The organism is Agromyces solani (genome assembly GCF_058349925.1).
Window position 1 is genome coordinate 303,139 of the sequence record NZ_JBYRER010000003.1, and the last position, 13,466, is coordinate 316,604.

The following is a 13,466-nucleotide window of genomic DNA, read 5'->3' on the forward strand; positions in this document are numbered from 1 at the left end:
TCATGTCGCTCACCACCGCTTCGCACGGTTCGGATGCCTCGGCCTCCGCCGCCGCGGCCGAAGAGCACCACCCGCACCCGCACCCGAAGCCGAAGGTCCCCTTCGGGCCCCGGCAGCTCGTCGCCGCCCTCCCCGGCGCGCTGCGCAAGCTCGACCCGCGGCAGATGTGGCGCAACCCCGTCATGTTCCTCGTCGAGGTCGGGGCGGCGCTCACGACCGTGCTCGCGATCGCCGAGCCGTTCCTCGGCGGGCCCGCCGCCTCGGGCGGCAGCGCCGTGCCGCCGAGCTTCACCTGGGCGATCGCCGCCTGGCTGTGGCTCACCGTCATCTTCGCGAACGTCGCCGAGGCGGTCGCCGAGGGTCGCGGCAAGGCGCAGGCCGACACCCTCCGCAAGACCCGCACCTCGACGGTCGCCCACCGCATCGACCTCTACGACGAGGTGTCCGACGCCCTCGCCGAACGCAGCGCGCTGACCGACATCTCGTCGGCCGATCTACGCCTCGGCGACCTCGTCGTCGTGTCGGCGGGCGAGCTCATCCCCGGCGACGGTGACATCGTGCAGGGCATCGCCTCGGTCGACGAGTCGGCGATCACGGGCGAGTCGGCCCCCGTCGTGCGCGAGTCGGGCGGCGACCGCTCGGCCGTGACGGGAGGGACCCGGGTGCTCAGCGACCGCATCGTGGTCCGCATCACCTCGAAGCCCGGCGAGACCTTCGTCGACCGCATGATCGCGCTCGTCGAGGGCGCCGCCCGGCAGAAGACGCCGAACGAGATCGCGCTCGACATCCTGCTCGCGAGTCTCTCGATCGTGTTCGTCGTCGTCGTGCTGACGCTCAACCCGATCGCGTCGTACGCGGCGTCGCCCGTCAGCATCACGGTGCTCGTGGCCCTCCTCGTCTGCCTCATCCCGACGACGATCGGCGCGCTGCTCTCGGCGATCGGCATCGCCGGCATGGACCGGCTCGTGCAGCGCAACGTGCTCGCGATGTCGGGCCGCGCGGTCGAGGCCGCGGGCGACGTGACGACGCTCCTGCTCGACAAGACCGGCACCATCACGTACGGCAACCGTCGCGCGAGCGAGTTCGTGCCGATGCCGGGCGTCGACGAGGCCGAGCTCGTGCGGGCCGCGGCGCTCGCCTCGCTCGCCGACCCCACGCCCGAGGGCTCCTCGATCGTGGAGCTGGCGGCCGCCCGAGGCATCCGGTTCGATCATGCGCCGGCCGGCGAGGTCGTGCCGTTCACCGCGCAGACCCGCATGTCGGGGCTCGACCTCGCCGACGGCACGATCGTGCGCAAGGGCGCCGGGTCGGCCGTGACGGCGTGGGTCGAGGCATCCGCGCCCATCGACCGCGCGACCGCGGCCGAGCTCGAGCAGCGCGTCGACGCGATCTCGACCGGCGGCGGCACGCCGCTCGTCGTCGCCGTGCACCAGCCGGGTACGGCGCCCCGCCTGCTCGGGGTCGTGCACCTCAAGGACATCGTCAAGGACGGCCTCGTCGACCGGTTCGCCGAGCTGCGCGCGATGGGCATCCGCACCGTCATGATCACGGGCGACAACCCGCTCACCGCCGCCGCGATCGCGAAGGAGGCCGGCGTCGACGACTACCTCGCGGAGGCCACGCCCGAGGACAAGCTCGCGCTCATCCGCCGCGAGCAGGAGGGCGGGAACCTCGTCGCGATGACGGGCGACGGCACGAACGACGCGCCCGCGCTCGCGCAGGCCGACGTCGGCGTCGCGATGAACACCGGCACGTCGGCCGCGAAGGAGGCCGGCAACATGGTCGACCTCGACAGCGACCCGACGAAGCTCATCGACATCGTGCGCATCGGCAAGCAACTGCTCATCACCCGGGGCGCACTCACGACGTTCTCGATCGCGAACGACGTCGCGAAGTACTTCGCGATCATCCCGGCGATGTTCGCGGGCGTGTTCCCGGGGCTCGCGGCGCTCAACCTGATGCAGCTGCACTCCCCCGCGTCGGCGGTGCTGTCGGCGATCATCTTCAACGCGATCGTGATCGTCTTCCTCATCCCGCTCGCGCTGCGGGGCGTGAAGTACCGGCCCGGCGACGCGAGCTCTATCCTCAGCCGCAACCTGCTCGTCTACGGGCTCGGCGGCATCATCGCCCCGTTCATCGGCATCAAGCTGATCGACCTCGTCGTCAGTCTCATCCCGGGCTTCTGAGGTTTCGAGACGCGTCCTCCTCCGTCGGGCGCTCCTCAGCCAGCGAAAGGAAATCATGACCTCCACCCGCACCACCCTCCGCACCCACTGGGTCGCGCTCCGCGCGATGATCGCCTTCACCCTCGTGCTCGGCGTCGCGTACACCGCCCTCGTCACCGCGATCGGCCAGGTCGCCCTCCCGGCCCAGGCGAACGGCTCGCTCGTGCGCGACGCCGGCGGCGACGTCGTCGGCTCCTCGCTCATCGGGCAGTCGTTCGCGGATGCCTCGGGCGCGCCGCTGCCCGAGTGGTTCCAGGCCCGACCGTCGGCGGCCGGACACGGCTACGACGGCGGCGCGTCGAGCGGCAGCAACTTCGGCCCCGAGAACCCCGACCTCGTCGCGGCGATCGAGTCGCGGAAGGCGGGGATCGCCGAGGCCGACGGCGTCGCGCCCGACGAGGTTCCAGCCGATGCGCTCACCGCCTCGGCATCGGGCCTCGACCCGCACATCAGCCCCGAGTACGCGCGCCTGCAGGTCGCCCGGGTCGCCGAGGCGCGCGGCCTGCCCGAGGCCGAGGTCGCGCAGCTCGTCGACGAGCACGTCCGGGGCCGCGACCTCGGCTACCTCGGCGACGAGACCGTGAACGTGCTCGAGCTCAACCTCGCGCTCGCCGCGCTGGTGGGAGACTGACCACATGAAGCGGGGGCGATTGCGGGTGCTGCTCGGCGCGGCACCCGGCGTCGGCAAGACCTACACGATGCTCGAGGAGGGCCGAAGGCTCCGCGCCGAGGGTCACGACGTGGTCGTCGGCCTCGTCGAGACGCACGGCCGGCGGGCGACCGCCGAGATGGCCGAGGGCCTCGAGATCGTGCCGCGCCGCCCCGTCGAGCACCGCGGCGTCACCCTCGACGAGATGGACCTCGACGCCGTGCTCGCACGCCGACCCGAGATCGCCCTCGTCGACGAGCTCGCCCACACGAACGCACCCGGTTCGCGCCACGCGAAGCGCTGGCAGGACGTCGAGGAGCTGCTCGACGCCGGCATCGACGTCATCTCGACCGTCAACGCCCAGCACATCGAGTCGCTCGGCGACGTCGTGCTGCAGATCACCGGCGTGCCGCAGCGCGAGACCATCCCCGACCGGGTGCTGCGGGCCGCCGACCAGATCGAGGTCGTCGACCTCTCGCCGCAGGCGCTGCGCGACCGTCTCTCGGGCGGGCTCGTCTACCCCGCCGAGCGCATCGACGCGGCGCTGTCGAACTACTTCCGCCTCGGCAACCTCACGGCGCTGCGCGAGCTCGCGCTGCTGTGGCTCGCCGACGAGGTCGACCAGGCGCTCAAGAAGTACCGCGCGGAGCACGGCATCGACCGCAAGTGGGAGGCGCGCGAGCGCGTCGTCGTCGCCCTCACCGGCGGGCCCGAGGGCGAGACGCTGCTGCGCCGCGGCGCCCGCATCGCGGCTCGCGCCTCGGGCGGCGAGCTCATCGCCGTGCACGTCACGAACCCCGACGGCATGCGGGCGAGGCATCCCGGCGCCCTCGACACCCAGCGAACGCTCGTCGAGCAGCTGGGCGGCACGTTCCACCAGGTCGTCGGCGAGGACGTGCCGCGCACGCTCGTCGAGTTCGCGCGCGGGGTCGACGCGACCCAGCTCGTCATCGGCGTCAGCCGGCGGTCGCGGCTCGCTGCGGCGTTCTCGCCGCCCGGCATCGGCGCGACCGTGATCCGCGAGTCGGGCGACATCGACGTGCACATCGTCACCCACGCCGCCGCCGGCGCCGCGGTCTCGCTGCCACGGCTCGCGCGCGGAGCGCTCGGCCGTACGCGCCTGATCCTCGGCTTCGCCGTCGCCCTCGTCGCCGGGCCGCTGCTCAGCTGGGTGCTCACGCGTTTCCATACCGAGTCGTCGATCACGAGCGACGTGCTCGCGTACCAGTTGCTCGTGATCATCGTGGCGCTCATCGGCGGCATCTGGCCCGCCCTGTTCGCCGCCGTGCTCTCGGGCCTCACCCTGAACTTCCTCTTCATCGAGCCGCTCTACACGCTCACGATCGCCGAGCCCCGGCAGTTGCTCGCCCTGGTCTTCTACGTCGCGAACGCCCTGCTCGTGAGCTACGTCGTCGACCAGGCCGCCCGTCGCACCCGCGAGGCGCGCCGGGCCGCCGCCGAGTCGCAGCTGCTCGCGACCATGGCCGGCAGCGTGCTGCGCGGCGAGGACGCCCTGCAGGCGATGGTCACGCGAACGCGCGAGGCCTTCGGCCTCACGGGCGTGCGGCTCGTGGTCGACGGCGAGTCGGTGGTCGCCGACGGCGAACCCTCGAACGACGACCGCGTCACCCTGCTCTCGATCGCGGACCGCGCCGTCCTCGAACTGCACGGCCACGACCCGGACGCCTCGGAGCGGCGCCTGCTGCAGGTCATCGCCACCCAGATGGATGCCGCCCTCGAGCACGGCGCGCTCGCGCGTGCCGCGGAGACGGCCGACGCCCTCGCCGAGACCGACCGGGTGCGCTCGGCGCTGCTCGCCGCCGTCGGCCACGACCTTCGGCGACCGCTCACCTCGGCGTCGGCGGCGATCAGCGCCCTGCGCTCGGCCGAGGTCCGGCTGCCCGACGCCGAGCGGCACGAACTCCTCGACACCGCCGCCGAGAGCCTCGACTCGCTCGCCGAGCTCGTCACGAACCTGCTCGACGTGAGCCGCGTGCAGGCCGGCGCACTCGCGGTGCGGCTCGCGCCGGTGGAGGCGGCCGACGTCGTGTTCCCCGCGCTCGACGAGCTCGGACTCGGGCCGGGCGAGGTCGAGCTCGACCTCGCCGACGAGGTGCCGCCCCTCCTCGCCGACGCGGGCCTGCTGCAGCGGGTGGTCGTCAACCTCCTCGCGAACGCGGTGCGCCACTCGCCCACCGGCGAGCGCGTGCGACTGTCGGCGTCGGGGTTCCGCGACCGCGTGCAGCTGCGGGTCGTCGACCGCGGGCCGGGCATCCCGCCCGAGCGCCGCGACGAGGTGTTCACCCCGTTCCAGCGCCTCGGCGACACCGACAACGAGACCGGTCTCGGGCTCGGACTCGCCCTGTCGAAGGGATTCGTCGAGGGCATGGACGGCACACTGGAGGTGGAGGACACACCGGGCGGCGGCCTCACCATGGTGGTCGCGCTGCCCGTCGCGCCCGTCGAACGACCCGAACGACCCGCGGATGCCGCGACCGATGAGGAGGCACGATGAGGATCCTCCTCGCCGACGACGACGAGCAGCTGCAGCGCGCGCTGCGCATCACGCTCGCGGCCCGCGGGTACGAGGTGCTCCACGCGCGCGACGGCGCCGAGGCGATCGACCAGGCGGCGAACGGGCATCCCGACCTCATCCTGCTCGACCTCGGCATGCCGAAGGTCGACGGGATCGACGTCATCCGGGCCGTGCGGGCGTGGTCGAGCGTGCCGATCCTCGTGCTGTCGGGCCGCGCAGACTCGGGCGAGAAGGTCGAGGCGCTCGACGCCGGCGCCGACGACTACGTGACGAAGCCGTTCGCGATGGACGAGCTGCTCGCCCGCATCCGGGCGCGGTCGCGCCGGCCCGCCGACGAGGGCGACACGGCGGCCGTGCACCGCGTGGGCGACCTCGAGGTCGACCTGTCGGCCCGGGTCGTGCGGCCCGCCGATTCCGACGGCGCCCGCCGCGAGGCATCCGTTCGCCTCACGCCCACCGAGTGGCGCCTGCTCGAGCTGTTCCTCAAACACCCCGGCAAGCTGCTCACGCGCGAGATGCTGCTGAGCGAGGTGTGGGGGCCGTACCACGCGAACGACGCCGGGTACCTGCGGCTGTACGTGGCGCAGCTGCGGCGCAAGCTCGAGCCGGTGCCGTCGGAGCCCCGGCACTTCCTCAACGAGCCCGGGCTGGGGTACCGCTTCGAGCCGTAGTCCCGCCTTCCCGACGTCGTTTCTCGTGCGACAGCTCGACCACTCGGCCGGCCGGCCGGACCGTGTCCGCGTACCGCCGAGGGAGTACCTCGGGTGCCGCCGGCGGGCGGATGTGCGGCGGGGTCGGCGCGCGAAGGATCGAGTCATGACCGATCACACCTTCCGATTCGGCGCCGTCGTCGGGCGGCGCGGCACCGCGGCCGCCTGGGGCGCCACGGCCCTCGAGCTCGAGCAGGCCGGCTTCTCGACGCTGCTCGTGCCCGACACGCTCGGAACCGCGTCGCCGTTCCTCGCGCTCGCGTCCGCGGCGACGACGACCGAACGGCTGCACCTCGGCACGTGGGTGCTCGCCGCACCGCTGCGCTCGGCTGCCGCGGTCGTCCGCGAGGCGTCGACCTTGCACGAGCTGTCGGGCGGACGCTTCGAACTGGGCATCGGCGCGGGGCGCCCGGGCGGCGAACACGACGCCACGCGGCTCGGCGTCGACTGGGGCGCACCCGGCCGTCGCGTCGACGCCGTCGAGCAGGCACTCGTCGCGGTGCGGGCCGAACTGCCCGAGCTTGCGGTCGTGATCGCGGGCAACGGCGACCGGATGCTGCGCCTCGCGGGATCGCATGCGCACACGCTCGCGCTCGCGATGCCGCCGACCGCGACGGTCGACGAGGTCGCCGCGCTCACCGCCCGGGCGCGCGATCGAGCCGGCGCCGACCTCGAGATCGCGCTGCAGATCGCGGGCGTCGGCGATGCCCTGCCCGAGTGGCTGCTCAGCCGGCTCGGCCTGACGGCGGCCGGCTTGCGCGAGGCCGATGCCGCGGCGCTCCTCTCGGGCGACGTCGACCGCGATGCGGACCATCTCGAACGGCTGCGCGAGGTCGCGGGCGTCTCGTACCTCACGATGTCTCACGAGCACGTCGAGGTGCTCGCGCCGCTCGTCGGGCTGCTCGCCGGGCGCTGATCGCGCTCGTCGTCGCGGTTCGTCACCGTCGCACGTCGGCGCCCCTCAGCCAGCCGCCGCGGCGAGGCGCTCGAACCACGCGACGGCCGTCGAGCCGTCGAACGGGGGCTCGCGCCGACGCACCGCGGCGAGCACCGCATCGGCGTCGGCGCGCACCCGTTCGACGAGCTCCAGCGGATACCCGAACCGGATGGCGTGGTCGGCGAACTCGTCCTCGTCGTCGATGAAGGCGTCCTCGCCGTCGCGGGCGACCACGTCGAGATCGAGGTCGACGTACGAGACCGTGAAGCCCGAGGCATCCGCCCGCCAATCGGGCACCGTCGCGAGGTCGACGTACGTCGCGAGGCCGCGCGGGTGCCCGAGATTGAACGCCGGTATCCAGCCGGCCGGAGCGACGAGCGCGAGCGACGGCCAGTCGGCGACGAACTCGGCGCCCGGGCGGGCGAAGGTCGTGCCGACGGGGAAGCCGATCCAGTCGCCGTGCTCGTCGGCGCCGAGCCAGACGCCGTCGAACGCCCAGTGCGGGCTGCCGTCGTACTTCGTGCCGCGCACGCGCACGGGCGTGCCGGAGGTCGTCGGGCGGTCGGTCGGTCCCGGAGTGCTCACCCGCCCACCGTAGCCCGCACCGCACCGGCGCCGCCCCGCTACGCAAGGCCGGTCCGCGCACGCCGATGCCATGTCCGGAACTCGCCGGACACCGGGCGCGCGCACGGCGAGGCTGGAATCCCACCAGGAAGGCGGCCCATGGGAACCCTCACCTCGCTCGACGCGCACGCGCACCGCACCCGGCACACGGCGATCTCGCCCGCCATCCTCTATTTCGGCAGCCAGGTGTCGCTGCTCTCGACCGTCGACGAGGAGGGGCATCCGAACCTCGCGCCGAACTCGTCGGTGTGGTGGCTCGGGCAGACCGCGATGCTCGGCGTCGGGGCTCGCAGCCAGACCGGCCGCAACCTGCTGGCGAACGGCGAGGCCGTCATCAACCTGCCGTCGGTCGACCACGTCGACGCGGTCGACCGGCTCGCCCTCACGACCGGTCGCGACCCGGTATCCGAGCGCAAGGCGGCCGCGGGTTACCGGCACGTGCGCGACAAGTTCGCCGCGGCGGGCGTGCGGCCGATCGCGTCCGAGACGGTCGCCCCGCCGAGGGTGGCCGAGTTCCCGGTGCACCTCGAGGGCCGGGTCGTCGCGATCCACCCGATGGGCGGCGCCGTGTCGCCGGCCGAGGCGAGCCTGCTCGCGGTCGAGCTCGGCATCACGCGCGTGCACGTGGTCGAGTCGCTGCGGCTGGCCGGCCACGCGAACCGCATCGACCCCGAACGCTGGCGGCCGCTCATCATGAACTTCCAGCGCTTCTTCGGCACCGGCGACGAGGCCATGCCGTCGCGGCTCGCGAGCATCGACGAGGAGTGGTACCGCGGCTGACCCGGCCGGCGATGTCGCACGCCGGCCGGGCCGCCCCGCGGCATCCGTCAGCTCAGCTCGGCGACCGCGCGGCTCGCCTCGTCGACGGCGGCGTGCGTGTAGCCGAACGCCTGGGCGTCGGAGTTCGCGATCGTGATGTTGCCGTGCCGGCGCCGCGCCGCCTGGAACGGCTGCTGCTCGAGCGGCTCGAAGATCGCGGGGTCGGCGATCGAGTTGTACTCGTACGCGTAGCCGTGCGACCAGCGGTTCACGGTGATCGCGGCGATGTCGCGCTTCGCCTCGAAGCCGAAGTCGCCGAGCGAGCGCTGCATGAGATCGCGGATGTCTCGCTCGAAGTCCGCGAACGTCACCTGCAACAGCTCGCGGCGACCCGCCTTGTGCTGCTCGCGCGTGATGCGCTCGCCGGGCAGGTTCGGCGTCTTCGACAGCGAGACGACGATCGGCTCCTCGGGGTCGCGCGCCGACCGGTAGCCGCCCTGATCGGTCGGGGTGGCGAGGCCGAGGCTGTCCCAGAAGTGGCCGTACGGCGTCACGCGGGAGACGCCCGCGTTCGCGAACGCCGTCCAGTTCTTCACGGCGACGCGCGCGTAGACGAGCGGCACCTTCACGCCGTAGCGCATCGCCTCGACCTGGTCGGCGGGCAGCCCGTCGACGATGTACGACGAAACGGCGTTCCAGCAGGCCATGACGACGTGCTTCGCCTCGACCCGGTACGCTCTGCCGCCGTTCACGTAGTCGACGTCGATGGGCCCGCTCGTGCCGCTGCGGTGCCGTACCGCCGTCGCCATGCTGTTGAGCCTGATCCGCACGGGCGACTTCGGGTGGTCGAGGAGGGCGTAGTTCGCCGATGCGCCGATGATGCTCTCCTGGGTCTGCACCCCGCCGAACGCCTGCGGGATGAGCCGCGAGACGAGCAGGCGCGACACCGTGGCCCCGCCGTCGGGGAAGTAGTAGAGCTCCTCGTCGGTGGTCGTGAGCGACATCGCGGGCGTGCGGCCGATGCCCGGGTACGGCTCGGGGCTCAGCCCGAGGCCTGCGAACCCCGGATAGCCGACGCCCCAGCAGTCGCCCGCGGGCACGGCCTCGATGCCCGCGCCCCACAGGCCGTGCGGGCGCTTCTGGTAATAGACGAGCGCCTCGTCGCCCACGCCGACGAGGTTCTGCAGGTACTCGCGATAGGTCATGCGCGCGAGCGCCTGCTTCTTCTCGGCGTCGCTGAGGCCCGGCAGCACGTCGTCGGCGAACGTCTCGATGCGCATGATGTCGTCGCGGGCCTGCTGGGACAGGGGCAGGCGCGACACGAGCGACGCGGTCGACTCCCCCGGCGCCCGTCGCAGGAAGGTGTCGGCGCCGAACGACTCCTCGGGGAAGAAGTACCCGTTCGTGAGGCCCATCGAGCCGTAGAGCCCGGTGTCGACGCCCTCGGCGAGCTCGGCGAAGTCGATGCCGAGGTCGTCCATGAGCTCGAGCGACGGTGCGTTCCAGGTGTCGGGGCTGTCGAGGTTGACCATGCCGCCGTTGCTGAGCAGCGTTCGTCCGCGCACCGAGAACTCGTTGCGGTGCTGGTGGCCGCCGAAGTCGGCGAGCGCTTCGATGACGAGGATGCGTGCCTCGGCACCGAAGCGCTTGCGGTAGAAGTGCGCGGCCGCGAGACCGCTCACCCCGCCGCCGACGACCACGAGGTCGTAGGCCTCGCCGGTCGGCTTGGGCGTGCCGAACGAGGCCCCGCCGAACGTCGCGCCGTGGCCGGCCTGGCGCGCCGAGTCGGTCTGCCCGACGAGGCCCGTCTGCCGCGGGCGGCTCGCCGCCACGTGGCCTCCGCCGGCCTGGGCGTGCGCCGCCCCGCCCGGCACGGCGGTGAGCGCCGCCGCCCCCGCCACGACGGCCATGCCGTTGAGCAGGTCGCGCCGGCTGATGCCCGCCGACATCCCGAGTTCTTCGTCTCCGTGCTTCGCCATGTCAGACCCCTTCGTCGTCCACTTCGTCTGCGTCGTCTGATGCTCGCGGGACTCGCGGCCCCGCGTGCCCGCAGGCTAACGAGCGCGTTCGACAGGGGTCAAGGATTTCGTTGAACAATCTGCGAAGTCAGCTGATCTCGACTGCGATTCGACCTCGATCCGACGGATTCCGCACCCGTCACCCGACCCGGGTGGGAGGATTGAACCCGTGGACTGTTCGTACTTCGACGCCGGGCGCTGCACCTCGTGCGCGCTCATGGGTCGACCGTACGAGGCGCAGCTCGCCGACAAGCAGGCGCACGCCGAAGCGCTCCTCGCACCGTTCGCCGTCGGCCGATGGGAGGCCCCGGTCGCAAGCCGCGAGAACGCGTACCGCAACAAGGCGAAGATGGTCGTCGGCGGCACCGTGGATGCCCCGACCATCGGCATCCTCGACGCCGACGGGTACGGGGTCGACCTGCAGGCGTGCGGCATCTGCTCGGACGGTCACCGGGCCGCCTTCCCCACGCTCGCCCGGTTCATCACCCTCGCCCGGATCACTCCGTACGACGTACGCCGTCGCTCGGGCGAGCTCAAGCATCTCATCGTCACCGAGTCGCCCGACGGCGAGCTCATGGTGCGATTCGTGCTGCGCTCGACCGAGCCGGTCGCCCGGATCCGGAAGCACCTGCCGAACCTCCTCGCCGAGCTGCCGAACGCGCGGGTCGTGACCGCGAACGTCCTGCCCGAGCACAAGGCCGTGCTCGAGGGCGACCACGAGATCGTGCTCACCGAGGCCGAGACCCTGCCGATGCGGCTCAATGACGTGACGATGCACCTGCGGCCGCAGAGCTTCTTCCAGACGAACACCGAGATCGCGGCCGCGCTGTACGCCGAGGCGCGCAGCTGGATCCGCGACCTCGCCCCCGACTCCGCGTGGGACCTCTACTCGGGGGTGGGCGGCTTCGCCCTGCACATCGCGGGCGCGGGCGGCGAGGCGAGCGCGGGCCCGGCGGTCACCGGCATCGAGACGAGCGTCGAGGCGGTCGCGAGCGCCGAGCTGAGCCGAACGGACGCCGCGCTCTCGCGCCTCGCGTTCGCCGCCGGCGACGCGACCGACTTCGCGCTGCGCGCGCGGCCCGCCGACACCCCCGATCTCGTCATCGTCAACCCGCCCCGGCGCGGCATCGGCGCCGAGCTCGCACGCTGGCTCGAGGCATCCCCCGTCTCGCACGTGCTGTACTCGAGCTGCAACGCCGCCTCGCTCGCGAAGGACCTCGCGGCCATGCCGTCGCTGCGACCGGTGAAGGCCCGCGTGTTCGACATGTTCCCGCAGACGACGCACTTCGAGGTGATGGTGCTGCTCGAGCGCCGCTGATCCGATGCCGCAGGCCTCGAGCGGCGGCCGACTCACCTCGGCGTCGGGTCGCCGCCTCGCGAACTCGGCGTCGACGCCCGGTCCCTGCCCTCCGCGATCGCGACGATCAGGTTCTGCATGCCGGCGAAGATGATGCCGTGGAACGGGAGGATCGCCCACCAGTAGAGGCGTCCGGTCAGACCCCTGGGGAAGTACACGGCCCGCTGGATGTACCGGGAACCGCTGTCGCTGGGCTCGCATCGCAGCTCCAGCCACGCACTGCCCGGCAGTTTCATCTCGGCGCGGAGCCTGAGCAGGCGTTCCTCCTCGCAAGCCTCGACCCGCCAGAAGTCGATCGCATCCCCGACCGCGACCCGCGTTCTGCTGCGGCGCCCGCGCGCGAGGCCGACACCGCCGACCAGACGGTCGGCCCAGCCCCTGAGCGACCAGAGGATCGGCGTCGAGTACCACCCGTTCTCGCCGCCGATGCCGGCGATCACCGACCACAACGCGGAAACGCTCGCCGACGTGTCGCGCGAGCGATCGTCGGTGAACACGGTGCGACCCGCCCAGTCGGGGTCGCTCGGCAACGGGTCGCTGGGCGCCTCGGGCACCTTGGCATCGAGCCAGCTGGTCTCGACCTCGTCGTGCTCGACGCGGCCGAGCGCCAGCGACACCGCCTCGCGGTACGGCGTGAGCCCGCCCGGCGGCGGCGGGATGAACCCGTCGATGTCGTGGTTCTGCATGACGCAGTTGTTCTGCAGCGACTCGACCAGCGGCCGGGCCAGCGCACGAGGTATCGGGGTCACGAGATTGACCCAGTGCGACGCGAGGCTCGGCGTGAGGACCGGGAGCGCGGCGATCCCGCGCTGGGGCAGGCCCGCTTCGATCGCATACCCGTTCATCATCTGGCCGTATCGCCAGACATCCGGGCCGCCGATGTCGAGCGCCCGGTTCACCGCGGCCGGGAGGTGCGCGGCGGCGAGGAGGTAGTAGAGCACGTCGCGGACCGCGATGGGCTGGATGAAGTTCCTCACCCATCGGGGCGCGGGCATGTACGGCAGCACCTCGGTGAGATGGCGGATCATCTCGAAGGATGCCGACCCCGACCCGATCACGACCCCCGCCTGCAGGGCCACGGTCGGCACTCCCGATCCGAGCAGGACCTCTCCGACCTCCACGCGGGAACGCAGGTGGTCGGAGAGTTCCGCCTCCGGCGGATGCAGGCCGCCCAGGTACACGATGCGGCGGACGTTCGCCTCACGTGCCGCCCGGGATGCGACGAGCGCCACCCTGCGATCGAGGTCCGCGAATCGTCGGCCGCTCGTCATCGAGTGGATGAGGTACCAGACGACATCGACGTCCTGCGTCGCACGACCGACGACGTCGACGTCGCGGGCGTCGCCGACGACCACGTCCACGTCGGAGCCCCACGCGAACGCCGCCAACCGCTCGGGGCTGCGCACGAGGACGCGCACGCGGTAGCCCGCCGCGAGCAGTCGCGGCACGAGCCGCCCGCCGAGGTAGCCCGTCGAGCCGAGGACCAGCGCCCGCTCCGCGGTGCCGTCGCCGCGCAGGCGCGACCGCAGTGCGGGCTCGCGCCCGGTCGGTGCCGTCAGGGCGTCCACGCTCATTCCCCGACCACCTCCCGGAGCAAGCCCTTCAGCCTCCCGCGAAGCCGTCGACGCAGCAAGCCCCTCCCGCGAATCCA

10 protein-coding genes are annotated in these 13,466 nt (G+C 72.5%); 7 read left to right on the forward strand and 3 right to left on the reverse strand.

Annotated elements, in window-relative coordinates; all coding sequences use genetic code 11:
- The first annotated feature begins 2 nt into the window (after positions 1-2).
- From kdpB to AC3RJ7_RS13840, 5 genes are all read left to right on the forward strand, one after another.
- Positions 3-2,186, forward strand: coding sequence for a potassium-transporting ATPase subunit KdpB (kdpB, locus tag AC3RJ7_RS13820; protein ID WP_491456431.1), 2,184 nt, complete (start codon positions 3-5; stop codon positions 2,184-2,186).
- Between the two features lie 55 nt (positions 2,187-2,241).
- Positions 2,242-2,856, forward strand: a complete 615-nt coding sequence (gene kdpC / locus AC3RJ7_RS13825; protein WP_491456432.1) for a potassium-transporting ATPase subunit KdpC — start codon at positions 2,242-2,244, stop codon at positions 2,854-2,856.
- Positions 2,857-2,860: 4 nt separating this feature from the next.
- On the forward strand, positions 2,861-5,389 hold the full coding sequence (locus tag AC3RJ7_RS13830) for an ATP-binding protein (protein WP_491456433.1): 2,529 nt from the start codon (positions 2,861-2,863) through the stop codon (positions 5,387-5,389).
- A complete protein-coding gene (locus AC3RJ7_RS13835) occupies positions 5,386-6,081 on the forward strand; it encodes a response regulator (RefSeq protein WP_491456434.1) in 696 nt (231 codons plus the stop codon). Before AC3RJ7_RS13830 ends, AC3RJ7_RS13835 begins: the two co-directional genes overlap by 4 nt.
- Before the next feature lie 145 nt (positions 6,082-6,226).
- Complete coding sequence (locus tag AC3RJ7_RS13840; RefSeq protein ID WP_491456435.1) at positions 6,227-7,036, forward strand: LLM class flavin-dependent oxidoreductase; 810 nt, start codon at positions 6,227-6,229, stop codon at positions 7,034-7,036.
- A 45-nt stretch (positions 7,037-7,081) separates the two neighbouring features.
- Here the strand turns inward: AC3RJ7_RS13840 and AC3RJ7_RS13845 are convergent, their stop codons facing one another.
- The gene (locus tag AC3RJ7_RS13845; protein WP_491456436.1) at positions 7,082-7,642 is read right to left on the reverse strand and encodes a DUF402 domain-containing protein; all 561 of its coding nucleotides are present in this window, start codon (positions 7,640-7,642) and stop codon (positions 7,082-7,084) included.
- A gap of 138 nt (positions 7,643-7,780) precedes the next feature.
- On the opposite strand from AC3RJ7_RS13845, the gene AC3RJ7_RS13850 reads away from it, so the two are divergent.
- Positions 7,781-8,461 (forward strand): flavin reductase family protein, encoded by a 681-nt coding sequence (locus tag AC3RJ7_RS13850; protein ID WP_491456437.1) that lies wholly within the window; start codon positions 7,781-7,783, stop codon positions 8,459-8,461.
- A gap of 47 nt (positions 8,462-8,508) precedes the next feature.
- Here AC3RJ7_RS13850 and AC3RJ7_RS13855 read toward each other — a convergent pair whose 3' ends face one another.
- Positions 8,509-10,419: an NAD(P)-binding protein gene (locus AC3RJ7_RS13855; RefSeq protein WP_491456438.1), complete on the reverse strand. Its 1,911-nt coding sequence runs from the start codon at positions 10,417-10,419 to the stop codon at positions 8,509-8,511.
- 208 nt (positions 10,420-10,627) lie between these two features.
- On the opposite strand from AC3RJ7_RS13855, the gene rlmC reads away from it, so the two are divergent.
- Positions 10,628-11,776 (forward strand): 23S rRNA (uracil(747)-C(5))-methyltransferase RlmC, encoded by a 1,149-nt coding sequence (gene rlmC / locus AC3RJ7_RS13860; RefSeq protein WP_491456439.1) that lies wholly within the window; start codon positions 10,628-10,630, stop codon positions 11,774-11,776.
- A 32-nt stretch (positions 11,777-11,808) separates the two neighbouring features.
- Here rlmC and AC3RJ7_RS13865 read toward each other — a convergent pair whose 3' ends face one another.
- On the reverse strand, positions 11,809-13,389 hold the full coding sequence (locus AC3RJ7_RS13865) for an SDR family oxidoreductase (protein ID WP_491456440.1): 1,581 nt from the start codon (positions 13,387-13,389) through the stop codon (positions 11,809-11,811).
- Positions 13,390-13,466: the final 77 nt, after the last annotated feature.

Bases quoted from the DNA above. Each gene is read 5' to 3' on its own strand.
- kdpB (WP_491456431.1), top strand. From the start codon at position 3: ATGTCGCTCACCACCGCTTCGCACGGTTCGGATGCCTCGGCCTCCGCC.
- kdpC (WP_491456432.1), top strand. From the start codon at position 2,242: ATGACCTCCACCCGCACCACCCTCCGCACCCACTGGGTCGCGCTCCGC.
- AC3RJ7_RS13830 (WP_491456433.1), top strand. From the start codon at position 2,861: ATGAAGCGGGGGCGATTGCGGGTGCTGCTCGGCGCGGCACCCGGCGTC.
- AC3RJ7_RS13835 (WP_491456434.1), top strand. From the start codon at position 5,386: ATGAGGATCCTCCTCGCCGACGACGACGAGCAGCTGCAGCGCGCGCTG.
- AC3RJ7_RS13840 (WP_491456435.1), top strand. From the start codon at position 6,227: ATGACCGATCACACCTTCCGATTCGGCGCCGTCGTCGGGCGGCGCGGC.
- AC3RJ7_RS13850 (WP_491456437.1), top strand. From the start codon at position 7,781: ATGGGAACCCTCACCTCGCTCGACGCGCACGCGCACCGCACCCGGCAC.
- AC3RJ7_RS13855 (WP_491456438.1), bottom strand. From the start codon at position 10,419: ATGGCGAAGCACGGAGACGAAGAACTCGGGATGTCGGCGGGCATCAGC.
- AC3RJ7_RS13865 (WP_491456440.1), bottom strand. From the start codon at position 13,389: ATGAGCGTGGACGCCCTGACGGCACCGACCGGGCGCGAGCCCGCACTG.